The 16,644-nt window shown below is 35.4% G+C and carries 13 protein-coding genes; 5 read left to right on the top strand and 8 right to left on the bottom strand.

Annotated features, from left to right (window positions below):
* The first annotated feature begins 219 nt into the window (after positions 1-219).
* From CACET_RS03295 to CACET_RS03275, 5 genes are all read left to right on the top strand, one after another.
* Complete coding sequence (locus CACET_RS03295; protein ID WP_044822987.1) at positions 220-849, top strand: hypothetical protein; 630 nt, start codon at positions 220-222, stop codon at positions 847-849.
* A gap of 195 nt (positions 850-1,044) precedes the next feature.
* Positions 1,045-3,057, top strand: coding sequence for a methyl-accepting chemotaxis protein (locus tag CACET_RS03290; RefSeq protein WP_044822988.1), 2,013 nt, complete (start codon positions 1,045-1,047; stop codon positions 3,055-3,057).
* A gap of 298 nt (positions 3,058-3,355) precedes the next feature.
* Positions 3,356-4,303: a helix-turn-helix transcriptional regulator gene (locus CACET_RS03285; RefSeq protein WP_242849927.1), complete on the top strand. Its 948-nt coding sequence runs from the start codon at positions 3,356-3,358 to the stop codon at positions 4,301-4,303.
* Positions 4,304-4,369: 66 nt separating this feature from the next.
* A complete protein-coding gene (locus tag CACET_RS03280) occupies positions 4,370-4,831 on the top strand; it encodes a GyrI-like domain-containing protein (RefSeq protein WP_044822990.1) in 462 nt (153 codons plus the stop codon).
* A gap of 188 nt (positions 4,832-5,019) precedes the next feature.
* Entirely contained in the window at positions 5,020-6,600 is a 1,581-nt protein-coding gene (locus CACET_RS03275) for a glycoside hydrolase family 26 protein (RefSeq protein WP_044822991.1), read from the top strand.
* A 67-nt stretch (positions 6,601-6,667) separates the two neighbouring features.
* Here the strand turns inward: CACET_RS03275 and carB are convergent, their stop codons facing one another.
* From carB to CACET_RS03235, 8 genes are all read right to left on the bottom strand, one after another.
* Complete coding sequence (gene carB, locus CACET_RS03270) at positions 6,668-9,862, bottom strand: carbamoyl-phosphate synthase large subunit (protein ID WP_044822992.1); 3,195 nt, start codon at positions 9,860-9,862, stop codon at positions 6,668-6,670.
* A gap of 12 nt (positions 9,863-9,874) precedes the next feature.
* Positions 9,875-10,957, bottom strand: a complete 1,083-nt coding sequence (gene carA / locus CACET_RS03265) for a glutamine-hydrolyzing carbamoyl-phosphate synthase small subunit (protein ID WP_044822993.1) — start codon at positions 10,955-10,957, stop codon at positions 9,875-9,877.
* A complete protein-coding gene (locus tag CACET_RS03260) occupies positions 10,954-12,153 on the bottom strand; it encodes an aspartate aminotransferase family protein (protein ID WP_044822994.1) in 1,200 nt (399 codons plus the stop codon). The genes carA and CACET_RS03260 overlap by 4 nt, the downstream gene beginning before the upstream one ends.
* A 14-nt stretch (positions 12,154-12,167) precedes the next feature.
* Positions 12,168-13,022, bottom strand: a complete 855-nt coding sequence (gene argB, locus CACET_RS03255) for an acetylglutamate kinase (protein ID WP_044822995.1) — start codon at positions 13,020-13,022, stop codon at positions 12,168-12,170.
* A 13-nt stretch (positions 13,023-13,035) separates the two neighbouring features.
* Entirely contained in the window at positions 13,036-14,262 is a 1,227-nt protein-coding gene (gene argJ / locus CACET_RS03250) for a bifunctional glutamate N-acetyltransferase/amino-acid acetyltransferase ArgJ (RefSeq protein WP_242846863.1), read from the bottom strand.
* Positions 14,263-14,276: 14 nt separating this feature from the next.
* Positions 14,277-15,317 (bottom strand): N-acetyl-gamma-glutamyl-phosphate reductase, encoded by a 1,041-nt coding sequence (argC, locus tag CACET_RS03245; protein ID WP_044822997.1) that lies wholly within the window; start codon positions 15,315-15,317, stop codon positions 14,277-14,279.
* Positions 15,318-15,613: 296 nt separating this feature from the next.
* Positions 15,614-16,021, bottom strand: a complete 408-nt coding sequence (locus CACET_RS03240; protein ID WP_044822998.1) for a hypothetical protein — start codon at positions 16,019-16,021, stop codon at positions 15,614-15,616.
* Between the two features lie 39 nt (positions 16,022-16,060).
* Positions 16,061-16,501, bottom strand: a complete 441-nt coding sequence (locus CACET_RS03235) for a YtxH domain-containing protein (protein ID WP_044822999.1) — start codon at positions 16,499-16,501, stop codon at positions 16,061-16,063.
* Between the last annotated feature and the right edge of the window lie 143 nt (positions 16,502-16,644).

Raw genomic sequence — 16,644 nt, 5'->3', positions numbered from 1 at the left:
AGTAATTCTCTATCTACCTGTAGCGTGGATTTTTATCATTTATTCACAAAAAAATTACATATTCTTATAGTTATGGAGTAACTATCTAAATCAAATATAGTATTTGTAATTTAAGTAGTCCATAATAAAAGGTTTGAAAGAACCTTTTATTATGGACTTTTTTGTTTTTATTTAAACTGACTTGTTAAATATAATATCTACTTGGGGAGGAAGAAAAAAATGCCTTATACAAAATGGACAGTTTCAGAAATACAATTTTTACAAAAGTACTATGGCGTTAAACAGATATGTGAAATATCAGAAGAACTACAGCGAACCCCCGATTCTATCGTTAAAAAAGCAAAACGCTTAAACTTGACTACCCCTATGAAGAAGTGGTCTGTAAAGGAAGAGGAGTATTTAATAGAGAAGTGGGGATTGCATTCTATAAAGACAATAGCAAAAACATTAAATAGAAGTCACGCTTCTATTAAAAAGAAAGCTTTTGAGTTGCAGTTAGGTCCTTCAAGAATTGGTAACGGAGAATTTTTAACCACAGGCGATATCGGCTATTTATTGAACAAAGATCCTAATCTAATCTATAGATGGGTTAGAGATGGTTATATAAAGGGACGAAGGTTTGGAGAAAAGAAAGTATTTCAAATTAGACCAAAGCATTTTGTTTTATTTTTAAAGGAACACCCTGAAAAATGGAATGCACTACAGGCTAGAATAGATTTAATAAAAGGTTATCTTCATACATCTTTTAATCTTCCTGATTGGTTTGAAAATAAGCTTTACTCTGATAGAAGTGTGTTCATGAGTAGAAGATTGGCCGGCAGTGAAAGTTATTATAGTAAATACAGCTAAAACTCATAGAAAGAAAGGAGCGTTTTTATGATAATCGTTCTAAAGTATTATTAGAGAGTGGTACAAATGAATTAGAAATCGTAGAATTCAAAATTGCTGGCAACCATACCAATTCGTCTCACCACTTACAGAAGCAGGAGACTTCTTGGCAACTTAGGTTGAAAAATTGAATAAATTTTGAAAGGATGAAAAAACATGCAGAAATCTTTAAGAAGTAAATTAATTTTAATTTTTGGTTTTATATTCACTATTTCTTTTTTTATCGTAACCTACATATCTATTTACAATTCTTCTGAATTTTTACGTCAGGAAGCAGTACAGGGGCTTTCTGCGGCTTTAGATGGAAATTCCACCACTATAAAAGCTAAAATAGACCAAGAGCTTATGTTTATAGAAACCCTTTCAAACAGAAGGATTATTGATGACGATACTCCTTGGGAGGAAAAGGTAGCTATTTTGCAAAAGGAAGCTGAAAGAGCTGGATACCAAGCTATATCAATAGCAGATTTAGATGGAAATTTTACACGGTTTGATATAGAAAAAACTTCAGGAGATGTCTTTGATCGAAGTTATTTTCAAGAAGCGAAATTGGGGAAAAGTGTAGTGTCAGATATTTTAATTAGTCGTGCCACCCATGAACCGGTCATGATAGCAGCAACACCCATAAAAAGAAATAATGAAATAATAGGGGTATTGTATGGTGTTCGAAGCCAAGAGGAAATCAATAAAATAATCAGTGATTTTTCCTATGGTAAGACAAGTTCTGCTTATATTATTAATCGTCAGGGGCAAATCATGGCCAATGAAGATTTGCAAAAAGTCTTAGATGAAACAAATATGCTGGAGGATGCGAGAAATAACCCAGAGACATTTCAATTACAACAACTTCTGGAAAATGAAATTCTTTTAGGGAATATAGGTATAGGGGAATTTACATTAGAAGGTAAAGAAAAGATATCTGCTTATAGACCTATTGAAGGCAGCGATTGGATTCTTATAGTATCTATCGATAAGGATGAGGTTTTCCACAATGTTAATAATTTAAGAAGCCTTCTTGTAACTATTGGACTTATCGTTATAGTTCTATCCTCTGTTGGTATATATATTGCAAGCGTCTATGTCACAAAACCTATTACAGCTGTAACTCAAATCATAGAAAAGCTATCGAATTATGATTTAAGCTCTGATAAAAATGAAAAAATGTATAAGTACTTGAATAGAAAAGATGAAATAGGAAAAATGGCTAATTCGTTGGTTTTTATGAGGAATAGTTTTATTGATTTAATCCAAAAAATAAACGATACTTCTCATCAATTAGCCGCCTCTTCAGAAGAACTGACTTGTACTATTCAACAGTCTGCCTTAGCATCCGATGAAGTAGCAAATGCTATAGAAGAAATTGCAAAAGGCGTTACACAGCAAGCTATGGATACTAGCAACGGCAGCACCTATATTGGTGATTTTGGAACTTTGATAGACAAGAACCGAGACTGCATGAATAAGCTCAATGCCCTTACTGCTACAGTCAATCAATTGAAGGATGAAGGCTTTAGCATGCTAGCACTTTTAACTGAAAGAACAAAAGAAAGTAACGAAGCATCAAATCAAATTAACGAAGTTATTGTTGCTACCAACGACAACGTAGAAAAAATAGAAGAGGCAAGCTTAATGATTAAAAGTATAGCAGACCAAACAAATCTATTAGCCCTCAATGCAGCTATAGAGGCAGCCAGAGCTGGGGAAAGTGGAAGAGGTTTTGCCGTTGTTGCTGAAGAAATTAGAAAATTAGCAGAAGAATCCAATAATTTTGCCAGTGATATTACTAGTATCATTCATGATTTATTGTTAAAAACCGAAAATGCAGTAACTAGAATGACTAGTGTAGGTAAAATATTTAATGATCAAAAAGAAAGTGTAGAAAAAACCAGTGAAAAATTTGATGGTATTGCTAATGCCATCGACCAAGTCAAAAAAACGTTAGTAGACCTCAATGCATCAGATCATGAAATGAATAAGAAAAAAGAAGAAATCATAACAATCATCACTAGCCTTGCGGCGATTTCTCAGGAAAATGCAGCCAGTACTGAAGAGGTTTCTGCATCAGTGGAGGAACAAACAGCATCAATGATTGAAATTGCAAACGCAAGCGAGGAATTGGCAGAAGTAGCACTAGATATGCAAAATAGTGTATCCAAGTTTAAATACTAGGAATTAAGTATCAACATACTCTTTCCAAAACTTATGTATCCTTCTTGTTTTGCTTTTAATATAGATCATTTAAAAGTACATGAACTTGTTTCAATAAATTGAAACATCGTCAAATCAGGTGGAGAGTCTAGTCCACCTGATTTGAAAAGCCCACCTACGCTAATACCTAGAGGTGGAGGTCTAACCCTCAAAGAAATGGTTTCAAAAAGTATAAATAACTCGACTTGTGGGATTTAGTGAACAAGGAATTATGGTATAATATGGATAAAGTCATTTAAACAGAATATACCTAAATTCAATGGTGGTGATTGGTTTGAAAATTGATAGATTAATGGCTATTTTAGTAACACTACTTAGGAGAGAGCGTGTTCAAGCAAAAGAATTAGCTGAAATGTTTGAGGTTTCTGTTAGGACAATACTGCGAGATATAGATGCCTTAAATTCAGCAGGAATACCTATTGTCACTTATCAAGGTGCAAATGGAGGAATTGGGATTGTAGAAGGTTATCGCTTAGATAGAAATCTTCTTACTGGAGAAGAGATGGTTACTATTCTTACGGCTTTAAAAAGCTTAACTGCCAACTTTTCTAACTCAAAACATGAAACTTTAATGGAAAAGTTCAAAAACACCCTCTCAACTTCTCAGTTCCAATTTCTTGATTATAAAACAAATCAATTTTTTATTGATATCTCTCCCTGGAGAGAAGATAAACATTCTAAGAAAAAGAAGCAGGATCTTTATCAGGCAATAGAGCAATGTAGAGAAGTCACCTTTTTATATACTGATTCTAAAGGAATAAAAACAAATCGAAGTATAGAACCCTACTCTCTTGTTTTTAAAGGACAGCAATGGTATTTATATGGATGGTGTCTTAAAAGAGAGGCATTTCGTCTTTTTAAACTGTCAAGAATGAAGAACATAGAGATCTCTCTTAAGGTTTTTACACCTAAAGAAGTTTCCTTAGAGGAACTTCCCTGGCATGAAAAGTGGCTTCAACCAGACCAGATGCTAGAATTGCAACTACTTTTTGATACAAGCCTGGAAAATATTATCCATGAATGGTTTGAAGATGCCATTACAGAATATATTGAAGATGGAATAATAGTCAAGACATCTTTACCCGAAAACAAATGGCTTTATGGCTTCCTGTTAAGTTTTGGAAGCTCTGTAGAAGTTATAAGTCCTCCTCATATCCGAAATGTTCTTGCAGAGATGGCAGAAGGAATTTATAAAAAATATTCTTAGAAACATGACCTACAGTTGTCATGTTTAGGATGGTAAAATGGAAAAAAATGAAGGAGGAAATTTTTTATGAATTACAAATTTGAATTAACAGAGCAACAAGCTCAGCCTGTGCTTTCTATGCGAACTAGAACCGCTGTTGAAAACTTGCCCCAGGAGTTAGGAAAGGCCTATGAGGCAATTACTCAGTATCTTAATGAAATAGGAGAAAAACCATCACCAGAGGCTGCCTTCGCCGCATATTACAACATGGACATGCAGGACTTAGATGTAGAGATGGGTTTTCCTGTTGCTAAATCACTTGAAGGAAAAGGAGAAATTCAGGCTAGTGAAATTCCTGCAGGAAAACAGGTGTCTTATTTATACAAAGGCCCCTATCATCAAACGGAGCCGGTTTATACTGCTATGATGGAATGGGTCAATAAGAATGGTTATACACCCACAGGCACAGCCTATGAGTTTTATTATAACTCCCCTATGGATGTACCAGAAAGTGAGCTTTTGACCAAAATTGTATTTCCATTAAAATAGAAAAATATATTATTTAATTAAAAATTTATAATCTCAGGACTTAGAAACATTCTAAGTCCTATTTTTTTGTAAAACTATGATAGAAACTAAAGGAATTTAAGGAAATATGTCTAATTATATGTAGACTAGGAAATTTAAACTAACTTTTTAATTTTAGCAAAAACTTCAACTACAAGGGAGAGAAGACAATGAAAAAAAGGACAATTGCTTTTTTAATGGTATTTGCTTTTTACATCTCAACAGTAAATCTTAATGTATATGGATACACTGATCCAAACATTTATATTAAAAATGCTCAGCAAGTAGAGACGTCAGACTTCAGTCTACAAGATGATTTCAAGGTCATTCAGCCCATCAATGGCTCCTACAATCAATATATTGATTATCCTTATGGATACTCTCTACACTATCCAAATCACATGTGGGTAGATACAACCCTATCAGCGGTTAGAACAGTGATTGCTGATACGGATACTCGGATTGAAATATACTATGATAACTTTAAAGGTACCATCCATACAGCAGATCGGTATATTAACTACAGCAATCTATTCAAACTCAATAAAAAAGATCATACTATCACAAAAGATGAAAACCTTCGTGTCAATGGCTTAAGAACACATTTGCTTAAATGGCATAGAGATAAAATCTCCAACCTGCCAAATGATAAAAATTACTATGTTAACGCTAAGATCGTTAAAAATCAACATGAGGTTTACACTATTTTTATTAAATCTTCTAAGCCCATAGAAGATTATATGACCATCATTAACAGTTTTCGTTTAGTTGAAAAAAGAGGAACAGCTAAAGTTCATACTACTTATAAAACTACAGAAAAAAATCTTAATGAGGCAACAAGAAATTTTTATAATCAATACTTTTTAAAAAGCGACTCTCTAAAATGGGGAATTTTTGAATGGACGGCGGCTAGCAACTATAATTTTTTAAATGACCTGGAAAAAAGACTAGATTATACTTTTGAATTTATAGTACGCTATCAAACCCTAGACACCAACTTTCCTATGGAAGAAATGCTGATGGCTTATAATAATGATAAGTATGTGGAGCTGACCCTACAGACAAAGCATACTCACCATAGTGATACGGACAACCCTAGTATTACCTATGACTTATTAAATGGAAAGTATGATGAATTTTTAAATCAATATGCTAGAGATATGAAAGAATTTGGTCATCCTGTATTATTTAGATTGAATAATGAAATGAATGGTGATTGGTGTATTTATTCCAGCTATTTTACTTCAAACGATACAGAATTATTCAAAGCAGTTTGGCATTATATTTATAATATCTTTGAAAAGAACGGTGTAGATAATGCCCTATGGGTGTGGAATCCTCATGATATTTCCTTCCCAGGATTTCAGTGGAACCATTACTTAACCTATTATCCAGGAGATCAATATGTAGATATCATAGGTTTGACAGGATATAACCCTGGAACCCATTTTAAAGGGGAATCATGGAAAAGTTTTCATGAAATCTATCCTAGCCTTTACGAAGAATATACCTCCCTTTTTCAACAACCTTTTATGATAACAGAGTTTGGCTCTAGTTCCATAGGGGGAGACAAGATAGGTTGGATTAAGGACATGTTTGATACCATAGATCAATTTGAAAATATTAAAGTTGCTATTTGGTGGAATGGTATTGATTATGATCACGAAGGAAATCCAGGAAGAATCTATCGCCTTGACGAGAGTGATGAAATGATAGAAGTTTTTAGAAATGGTCTGAAAAAATATAAATAACTGTATTTAAATAAAGCAGTATATTAGGTATAAATTCATACCAATATACTGCTTTTACCATGATTTACTAAACAATTCTTATAACACCATATAAATATTTTTTATAATATGCCAAAGCATCAATAAATTGCTGTGCAGTATCTAAGGAAGTGAAGGAAGGTATATTCTGTTCTATAGATCTTCTTCTTAGCTTAAAGCCTTCTCCCTCCATGTCAGTGCCTTCTGTAGGAGTATTAATGGTCATTACGATATTATCTGACTTAAAGGACTGCATAAGCTCCTCATAGGACTTTAAAACTTTTGTTACTGGGATATGATTCTCCTCATAAAAGACAGCAGTGCTTTCTGTGGCAAAGATACCAAAGCCCATTGCAGCTAATTTTCCTACTAAAGGCAGTGATTCTTCCTTATCACGATCTGCTATAGATAGTAGTACACATCCCTCCATAGCAAGATTCATTCCTGTTGCTTCAAAAGCCTTTAATATAGCTTCTTCATAGGTTTTTCCTATTCCCATAACTTCACCAGTGGACTTCATTTCAGGTCCTAAGGATATATCTACATTTGCTAATTTCTCTAAGCAAAATACTGGAGCCTTTACCACAACATAAGGAGGGTTTTCTCCTACACCAGAAGGATAACCCAATTCCTTCAAGGTTTTTCCCATCATCATTTCAACAGCAAGTGCCACCATAGGAACTTTCGTCACTTTGGATACGATAGGTATGGTTCTGGAAGCCCTAGGATTGGCTTCTAGCACCAATACTTTTTCATCCTTTACTACATACTGAATATTGATTAGCCCCTTTACTTTTAAAGCTTTAGCAATAGCCATTGTATAGTCAACAATATCCTTAATTACTTTGTCACTTAAGTTCTGTGCTGGATAGACACTCATACTATCCCCTGAATGTACCCCTGCCTTTTCTATATGCTCCATAATGGCAGGAATAAAAATCTCCTCACCATCACTGATACCATCAATCTCTACTTCCTTGCCTTCGATATACTGATCAATAAAAATTGCAAGTTCTTTTTCTATCCCTTTAATCATCGTTACGTAGTTTACCATTTCTTCCCGACTTCTAACAATTTTCATTGATTGGCCTCCGATGACATAAGAGGGTCGAACCATAAGAGGAAAACCTAGATTTTCAGCAATGCTTAATGCTTCTTCTAAACTCTTAGCTGTAGAACCTTCAGCTTGGGGAATATTTAACTTCTGCAAAAGATAAGAAAACTTTTCACGATCCTCCGCTATATCTATAGCTTCAGGATTGGTACCAATGATTTTTATTCCTTTTTTGTATAAGGGTTCTACTAAATTGATGGCGGTTTGTCCGCCAAACTGTACGACTACCCCTTCTATACCTTCTTTTTGGGCTATGTGCAAAATATCTTCTGTCGTCAATGGTTCAAAATATAACTTATCCGATGTATCAAAGTCTGTACTAACTGTTTCAGGATTATTATTGACGATGATGGTTTCTAGTCCTAAATCCCTTAAAGCCCAAGCACCATGTACACAGCAGTAGTCAAATTCAATCCCTTGCCCAATTCTAATGGGCCCAGATCCTAAGACCATGACCTTCTTTTTATCATTGATTATGGCTTCACATTCTTCTTCATAGGTAGAATAATAATAAGGCGTTGAGGATTCAAACTCTCCCGCACAAGTATCCACCAACTTATATACTGGTATTAAACCTCGTCCTTTTCTATATTCCATAATCGCGTCTTCTGTCATTTCCAATATTTTTGCAATATGTGCATCGCTCATACCCATTTGCTTTGCCGCTTTGATTGTTTCGTCATCCATGCCTACTTTTTTTAATGTCTTTTCCATATCTATAATATTCTGTATTTTAGTGAGGAACCATACATCGATTTTTGTTAATTCATAAATCTCTTCTACAGTATAACCATTTCTAAAGGCATGAAAGATGGTAAAGAGTCTTTGATCATTAGGAATATGAAGCTTTTCTGAAAAGTCTTTCTTAACAGAATTAGGCGTTAGTAATTCTTCAATTCCCACATAAAACAGCTTCTTATAGCTGCCCTCTAGACTGCGAATAGCTTTTAGAAGAGCCCCTTCAAAGGTTCTGTCGATGGCCATTACCTCTCCAGTAGCCTTCATCTGGGTACCTAATTGGCGATTGGCGGTATGGAATTTGTCAAAGGGCCATTGAGGAATTTTTACTACCACATAGTCTAAAGCTGGCTCAAAACATGCTGTAGTTTTTCCTGTTACAGGATTTTTAATTTCATCTAAAGTTAAACCTACTGCAATTTTAGCAGCAATTTTAGCAATCGCATAGCCTGTTGCCTTTGAGGCCAAAGCACTGGATCGACTTACCCTTGGGTTTACTTCAATTACCACATATTCTGTGCTATCTGGATTTAAGGCAAACTGAATATTGCAGCCTCCTTCTATCTTTAACTCTCTTATAATATCTATTGATGCAGTTCTAAGCAGTTGATACTCTTCATTTCTTAAGGTTTGGGAGGGTGCCACTACAATACTATCTCCTGTATGAATACCTACTGGATCAAAGTTTTCCATGTTGCAAACAGTAATACAATTATCATTTTTGTCTCTGATGACTTCATATTCAATTTCCTTCCAATTGGCCACACTTCTTTCAATCAATACCTGCCCCACCATACTAAGCCGTAATCCCTTCGTGCCAATTTCTAATAACTCCTCCTGATTATTTGCTATACCTCCCCCTGTACCTCCTAAGGTATAAGCAGGTCGAATAATCAGTGGATAGCCTACCGCTTCCCCAAAGGCTAAAACTTCTTCTATATTTTTAGCAATAGTACTGGCGGGAATAGGCTGACCCAACTTTTCCATGGTTTCCTTAAAGAGTTTTCTGTCCTCTGCCCGTCTTATAGCTTCTATGGAGGTTCCCAGAAGTTTGACATTATACTTATACAGCACACCTTTTTCATAAAGCTCCACAGCTAGATTCAGTCCCGTCTGCCCCCCTAGTGTAGGCAGTATGCCATCTGGCCTTTCTTGATCAATGATTCGTTCTAATGCCTTTACGTTTAGAGGTTCTATATAGACGATATCCGCTATATTTTCATCTGTCATGATGGTGGCTGGATTACTATTTACCAATACAACCTCTATGCCCTCTTCCTTCAAAGACTTACAAGCCTGCGTTCCGGCATAATCGAATTCTGCCGCCTGCCCAATAATGATAGGCCCAGATCCAATCACCATTACCTTGCTAATGTTCTTATGCTTTGTCATCCTCAACCCTCCTTATACTGCTTCTTTACTATGTTGGACATTGTATACAAACTGTTGAAATAAATATTTGGATTCCATAGGTCCTGGTGAAGCCTCAGGATGATATTGCACACTGAATACTGGCAAATATTTATGTTGAATCCCCTCTATCGTACCATCATTTAAATTTCTATGGGTAATGACTAATTCTTTTTGGTTTACGGTTTTTTCATCTACTACATAGCCATGATTTTGTGAAGTAATATAGACCTTATTGGTGATGAGGTCCTTCACAGGATGATTTCCCCCTCTATGACCATACTTTAATTTATAAGTATCCGCTCCAAAAGCCAATGATAAGAGCTGATGTCCCATACATATACCAAACATCGGCTTATGATGAAGAAGCTTTTTTATGTTTTCCACTGCTGGCATCAAGGTTTGAGGATTTCCCGGTCCGTTGGATAAAAAGACACCATCTACCCCCAGTTTCATGATTTCCTCTGCCTTGGTTTGATAAGGCAGCACAGTGATATGACAATCATAGGATTTTAGTATTCTAAGGATATTTAGTTTTACACCAAAATCCAATAAAGCTATTTTAGGACCATTGCCTGCTAGAATATAAGGTTTTTCTGTGGATACATCTCCAGTATAATTCTTAGTTGTAATATCCATTTCCTGCATCTTTTCCATTTGCTCTTGTTTATGGTCTAAGCTTATTGTAATAATCCCCTTCATGGTTCCTTTTTCTCTTAGATGCTTTACTAATTTTCGTGTATCTACCCCTTCAATGCCCATGATGTTGTGGTATTTTAAGTAGTCATCTAGACAGTTTTCACTCTTCCAATTGCTGGGGGTTTTACACAATTCTCTAACAACTAATCCTTTTATGGTTGGTTGGTTTGATTCTATATCTTCACTATTGATACCGTAGTTGCCAATCATAGGATAGGTCATCACTAATATCTGTCCGTTGTAGGAATTATCTGTGAAAATTTCTTGATAGCCTGCCATTGCAGTATTAAAAACTACTTCTCCTGTATCCTCTTGAAGACTTCCAAAAACCTTACCTTCAAATACCATGCCATCTTCTAAAATCAAATAGCCTTTCATTGTTCTTCCCCCATTTCATGGAAAATCTCAGCCAATATATCTACCGTCTTTTGAATCTCCTCTTCTTCTGCAACAAGCGGTGGAAGGAAACGTAAAACCTTGCCGGCAGTGCAGTTCATTAAAAGCCCTTCATCAAAAGCCTTCTCTACAATAGGAGCTCCTTCTATTTCTAATTCTAGTCCTACCATAAATCCTTTGCCCTTCACTTTCTTTGCCCAAGGGTACTTTATTACAAATTCCTCTAATTTTTCAGCAAAATACTTTCCTTTAGCTTCTACCTTTTCCCAAAGCTTTTCTTCTATAATGAATTTCATAGTTGCTAAAGCAACTGCACTGGCTAAAGGATTTCCTCCAAAAGTCGTACCGTGATCTCCGGGATTAAAGGCTTCTGCCAATTTATCCTTCGCTACGATTGCTCCAATAGGAACCCCACTGCCTAAAGCTTTTGCTAAGGTCATAATATCTGGTTCAATACCATAGTTTTCATGGGCAAATAACTTGCCAGTTCTTGCTATGCCACATTGCACTTCGTCAAAGATCAGTACAAGGTCTTTTTCTTCACATAATGCCTTTACTTCCTTAATAAAGGCTACCTCCGAAGCAGTGACACCACCTTCACCTTGAATTGGTTCCATGATAATTCCACAAGTATTTTCATTAATCATACTTTTCAGGCAATTTATGTCGTTAAAATTTGAAAATTTAAATCCTGTTGGTATCGGTCCATAGCCTTCTTGATACTTTTTATTATGGGTAACACTTAATGTGCCAAGGGTTCTTCCGTGGAAAGAAGAAGTCATGGCAATGATCTCATTTCTATTTTCTCCGTACTTCTTATAAGCATATTTTCTAGCCAATTTGATAGCTGCTTCGTTTGCCTCTGCCCCACTATTACAGAAAAAAGCTTTATCTCCAAAAGAGTTTTCTACTAGAAGCTTTGCTAGCTCTACTTGCTCCTTAATCCAGTAAATATTCGATACATGAATCAACTTTTCTGCTTGCTGCTGAATTGCCTTTGTCACTACAGGGTGGTTGTGGCCTAGGCCGCAAGCGCCTAGTCCACCGATCATATCTAAATATTTTTGTCCTTCCGTATCCCTTAAGTAACAACCATTTCCCTCTACAAAAGCTACTGGTACACGCTTATAAGTATTCATTATATATTGATTTCCCTCTTGAACAATTGTTTCTATCATTGCCATTCCCTCCTTTAGTTTGTAATCATCGTTCCGATTCCCTCATTTGTAAAGATCTCTAGTAAAATAGAGTGGGGTTTTCTTCCGTCGATGATATGTGCTCTTTCTACACCATTGGTTACTGCATCAAAACAACACTGCACCTTTGGTATCATGCCACCGCTTATAATTTCACTTTCAATATATCTTCTTATTTCCTTGGTTTTAATATGAGATATAATAGAGTTGCTATCATTTTGATCCCTCATCACGCCTTTTACATCTGTAATCAGCATTAGCTTTTTTGCACCTAGGGCTGCTGCAACTCTCCCTGCCACTTCGTCAGCATTAATATTATAAGTTTCCCCTTGACTTCCACAACCAATGGGAGAGATTACAGGAACGTAACCATTATCTGTTATAGTATTGATTAGACTAATATCAATATTTTCTATCTCCCCCACTAAACCTAGCTTAGGGTTTCTTTGTTTTGCTAAAATCATGTTTCCATCTTTGCCACTGATACCTATTGCCTTTACACCATTACCATTGATTAGAGAAACAATTTGGCGGTTAATTTTTCCTAATAGAATCATTTCCGTAATATCCATAGTCTCTTGGTCTGTTACCCTAAGACCGTCTACAAACTGAGGTTCTTTTCCAAGTTTTTGCATCATCTCAGTTATTTCAGGTCCTCCTCCATGAACAACCACCGGATTCATTCCTACATACTTCATTAGTACAATATCCTTTATTACCGTTTGTTTTAATTCGTTGTTAATCATAGCATTGCCACCGTATTTTATAACAACCGTTTGGTTGTGAAAGGCTTTAATATATGGTAAACTCTCTATTAAAATATCTGCTTTCTGACATGGCGATAACTTCATTTCTTTTTTCCCCCTAAGTTCTATAAGCTCCGTTGATCTTTACATAGTCATAGGATAGGTCACAGCCCCAACCTTTTGCACTTTCTGTTCCTGTTTTTAGATCAACCATAATTTTTAGTTTCTTGCTTTTCAAAAGCTTCTCCATTACTTCTTCACTAAAGCCAGTTCCCTGACCGTTTTCTACAATTTTTATCATCTTGTCTTTGTTGCCTAAAAAAACCTCTATTTCATTTACTTCAAATTCTGCACCTGAATAACCTATGCTGCATAGAATTCGTCCCCAGTTACCGTCCTCACCAAAGAAAGCAGTCTTTACTAGATTCGAGCTTAAAATACTCTTTGCCACCGTCTGTGCCTCTTTAAAGGATCTACTATTGATGACTTCTACTTCTATGAACTTTGTCGCCCCTTCTCCATCCTGTACAATCTTTTTCGCTAAATATTCATTTACATAATAAAAGGCTTCTATAAATTTTTGTGCTTCAGGATGCTCTTGATTTAATGCTGTGTTTTTTGCCATTCCATTAGCCATAACACAAACCATGTCATTGGTGCTGGTATCACCGTCTACTGTAATCATATTGTAGGTCTTATCTGAGGTTGTTTTCAGTAATTCCTGTAGGAATTCCCCTTCTACTTTTGCATCTGTAGTTATAAAGGAAAGCATGGTTGCCATATTAGGGTGGATCATTCCAGAACCCTTAGCTATGCCACCTATCGTCACCTTTTTACCATCTATTTCTACCTCTACTGCAATCTTTTTGTCTATCGTATCCGTAGTAAGAATTGCCTCTGCCGCTGCTTCTCCCCCATCAGGACTTAAAGCCTTTGCTGCCTTTTTGATCCCTGGCAGGATTGTATCCATTGGTAAAGGAACGCCTATAATTCCAGTAGAAGCTACTATAACATGGCTAGGATCTATATGCAGTGCCTCTGCTGTAACTTTTGTCATCTTTAATGCATTTTCATAGCCTTCTTCTCCTGTACAGGCATTGGCATTACCACTGTTTACAATAACGGCTTGTATTTTTCCTGCTTTTATATTTTCCTTTGAAACCAGTACAGGTGCTGCACAAACTTTATTGGTGGTAAAAACCCCTGCTGCCTCTGCTAAAACATCGCTGGCGATTAATGTCATATCCTTTTTCTTTTTCTTAATCCCTATATGCACCCCACTGGCTTGAAAACCCTTAGGTGAAGTAATATCTCCATTAAATACTTCAAAATTTTTCACTGTCATCTCCTCCATTTCTCTTATGGCCATATAGGCGGCTGTTGTAATCCTTTTTCTTGAGGCAATCCAAACATTAGATTCATGTTTTGAACCGCCTGCCCAGCAGCCCCTTTTACTAAATTATCTATTACACTGACAATAATAATATTGTTTGTTCTAGGGTCTACCTTTAAACCAATATCACAGTAATTAGAAGCATACACTGCTTTTGTCTGAGGATATTCATTGTCCTCTAACAGCCTTATAAAAGGTTGATGTTGATAATAGGTTTTATAAATCTCTTTTACTTCTTGTTGACTCACTGTCTTTTTATTCGGTGCATAAATCGTACTTAAAATCCCCCTAGTCATAGGAATTAAGTGAGGAGTAAATTGTACTGTTACCTCTTCACCAGCCGCTATAGACAGTTCTTGTTCTATCTCAGGAGTGTGCCGATGGGTACCTATACCATAAGCTTTTAGATTCTCATTACACTGGGCAAACAAGTTCCCATCTCCCGGTGTCCGACCTGCCCCTGAAACTCCTGATTTTGCATCAATAATGATGGCATCTGTAGAAATTATTTTTTCCTTCAGTAAGGGATATAAAGGAAGTAAAATGCTGGTAGGATAACAGCCTGGGTTTGATACTAAATCTGCTTTAGCAATTTCATGGCTATATATTTCACTCAATCCATATACCGCTTTCTCTAGTTCTTTTACTGCTTCATGCTCTACACCGTACCACTTTTCATAAGTTGCAACGCTTTTTATTCTAAAGTCTGCTGAAAGATCTACAACCTTTTTTTTCTTTTCCACAATCTTTTTTACTGCTTTTTGACTTAAACCATGAGGTAAAGCACAGAATAATAAATCTATATTCTCCAAGTCCTCTTCTAGGTTAATAGAAGTACACTGATCCTCCACAATATCTTTGAAGTTACTGTAAACCTTACTATAGGCCATAGAAGCATAGCTCCTAGAATCTAAAAACATAATTTCTACTTCCGAATGTTGTGAAAGCAACCTTGTAAGTTCTGCTCCAACATATCCTGTTGCTCCTAGAATTCCAACTTTAATCATATTGTCACCTCTTATTCTCTGTATTTATATCATTATATTTATAATAATCAAGGAATATTTATTCATTTTTATTAATTATACATAACTTCTTATAAATATTCAATTGTTTTTTATCTTTTTTCATAAAAAAAACGCAAGTCATTTTTGACCTACGTTTTCCTATTATATTTATTTCTCATTAGCGTTAACTTAAACCATAATTTGTCATCCTTCATTACTCCTAGATCCTTCGCTACCTTCAGGACGACAGCTAGAGAGAATTTTGGTAATAACTGTATTAGGTTAACACCTATGACTTATTTCTTAAACCAGCTTTTTTTCTTTTTTCTAGGAAACACCTCTCCTATCAATGAAAGAATTTGAAAAATATCTCGAATAGGTTCTAGAATATCTTCATTAATCCCCTGAGCTGCAGAAGCTGTGTATTCTACTGTTTCCTCTATATTTCTTACAACCCCCTGAAAATTTTTCACTTCTTCATTTACAACACCACTAATTTCTTCTATATTATGAAGAACCTTCGGTATCCTCTCCAGGGTCTCGTCGATATTTTCTTCATTTTGTGTTAAGATTTCTTTTACTTGCTTTAAAGTCTCATAAATCTTATAGAGCAAAATAAAAAGAATTATTAGTAATGCAATGCCTAGTAGAGCAAACAAAAAGTTAAATAACTGCCCTAGGGTAATGGTAATGGTTGAATCCATTTTTTTCCCACCTTGTCTCTTGTATTTTCTTTATAGTTGCTATGCTTCTTCCTTCACCAATCCAAGTTCTTCTTCCATATCTAGTTCTTCTTCCTCGACTGTATTAGGTTCATCATAAGGTTTTATTTTTTCCTTTAGTGTAGAAAAAGTTTGGTGAATTACTTCTTTTTTATCTTCGTAAAGTTCTATGATTTTTTCTTTGCCTTCTTCTAAGTTTACTTCTAGTTTTTCCTTTCCTTCCGCTATATTGGTTTCAAGGCTTTCTTTTATTTTTTCTAATTCTTCCTTCGTTTTTCTTCTAGTATTTTCTCCAGTATCTGGTGCTAAAAATATACCAGCTAGTCCTCCAAAAAATGCCCCTAATGCCATCCCCTTCTTCATAGTCCTTTTCTTTTCTTCTCTTTTTTCCTTAGCCGCTGCTTTAGGGTCTAGAAGTAATTTTAAACTTTTCATTTTGTTTTGTACATTTTTTAAATCCATATTCTCCACTCCTTATTTTAATATAGTTAAATTACATAAATTTGGATATTGTCTTCATTATACCCCAAAAAAATGGTAAAAAACAGTGTTTTTGCCAATAAAAAAATCTTGTCCTGATGACAAGATTTTTTTATCTAAAAGAA

The organism is Clostridium aceticum (assembly GCF_001042715.1).
GTDB lineage: Bacteria > Bacillota > Clostridia > Peptostreptococcales > Natronincolaceae > Andreesenella > Andreesenella acetica.
Note: the sequence above shows the minus strand (reverse complement) of the source record. Positions and strands in the feature narration are given on the sequence as shown.

Excerpts from the sequence above, each read along its gene's own strand:
- argC (WP_044822997.1), bottom strand. The coding sequence starts at position 15,317 with ATGATTAAAGTTGGAATTCTAGGAGCAACAGGATATGTTGGAGCAGAA.
- CACET_RS03240 (WP_044822998.1), bottom strand. The coding sequence starts at position 16,021 with ATGGATTCAACCATTACCATTACCCTAGGGCAGTTATTTAACTTTTTG.
- argB (WP_044822995.1), bottom strand. The coding sequence starts at position 13,022 with ATGAAGTTATCGCCATGTCAGAAAGCAGATATTTTAATAGAGAGTTTA.
- CACET_RS03290 (WP_044822988.1), top strand. The coding sequence starts at position 1,045 with ATGCAGAAATCTTTAAGAAGTAAATTAATTTTAATTTTTGGTTTTATA.
- CACET_RS03285 (WP_242849927.1), top strand. The coding sequence starts at position 3,356 with ATGGTGGTGATTGGTTTGAAAATTGATAGATTAATGGCTATTTTAGTA.
- CACET_RS03235 (WP_044822999.1), bottom strand. The coding sequence starts at position 16,501 with ATGGATTTAAAAAATGTACAAAACAAAATGAAAAGTTTAAAATTACTT.
- CACET_RS03260 (WP_044822994.1), bottom strand. The coding sequence starts at position 12,153 with ATGATAGAAACAATTGTTCAAGAGGGAAATCAATATATAATGAATACT.
- carA (WP_044822993.1), bottom strand. The coding sequence starts at position 10,957 with ATGAAAGGCTATTTGATTTTAGAAGATGGCATGGTATTTGAAGGTAAG.
- CACET_RS03280 (WP_044822990.1), top strand. The coding sequence starts at position 4,370 with ATGAATTACAAATTTGAATTAACAGAGCAACAAGCTCAGCCTGTGCTT.
- CACET_RS03295 (WP_044822987.1), top strand. The coding sequence starts at position 220 with ATGCCTTATACAAAATGGACAGTTTCAGAAATACAATTTTTACAAAAG.
- carB (WP_044822992.1), bottom strand. The coding sequence starts at position 9,862 with ATGACAAAGCATAAGAACATTAGCAAGGTAATGGTGATTGGATCTGGG.
- argJ (WP_242846863.1), bottom strand. The coding sequence starts at position 14,262 with ATGACAGTGAAAAATTTTGAAGTATTTAATGGAGATATTACTTCACCT.
- CACET_RS03275 (WP_044822991.1), top strand. The coding sequence starts at position 5,020 with ATGAAAAAAAGGACAATTGCTTTTTTAATGGTATTTGCTTTTTACATC.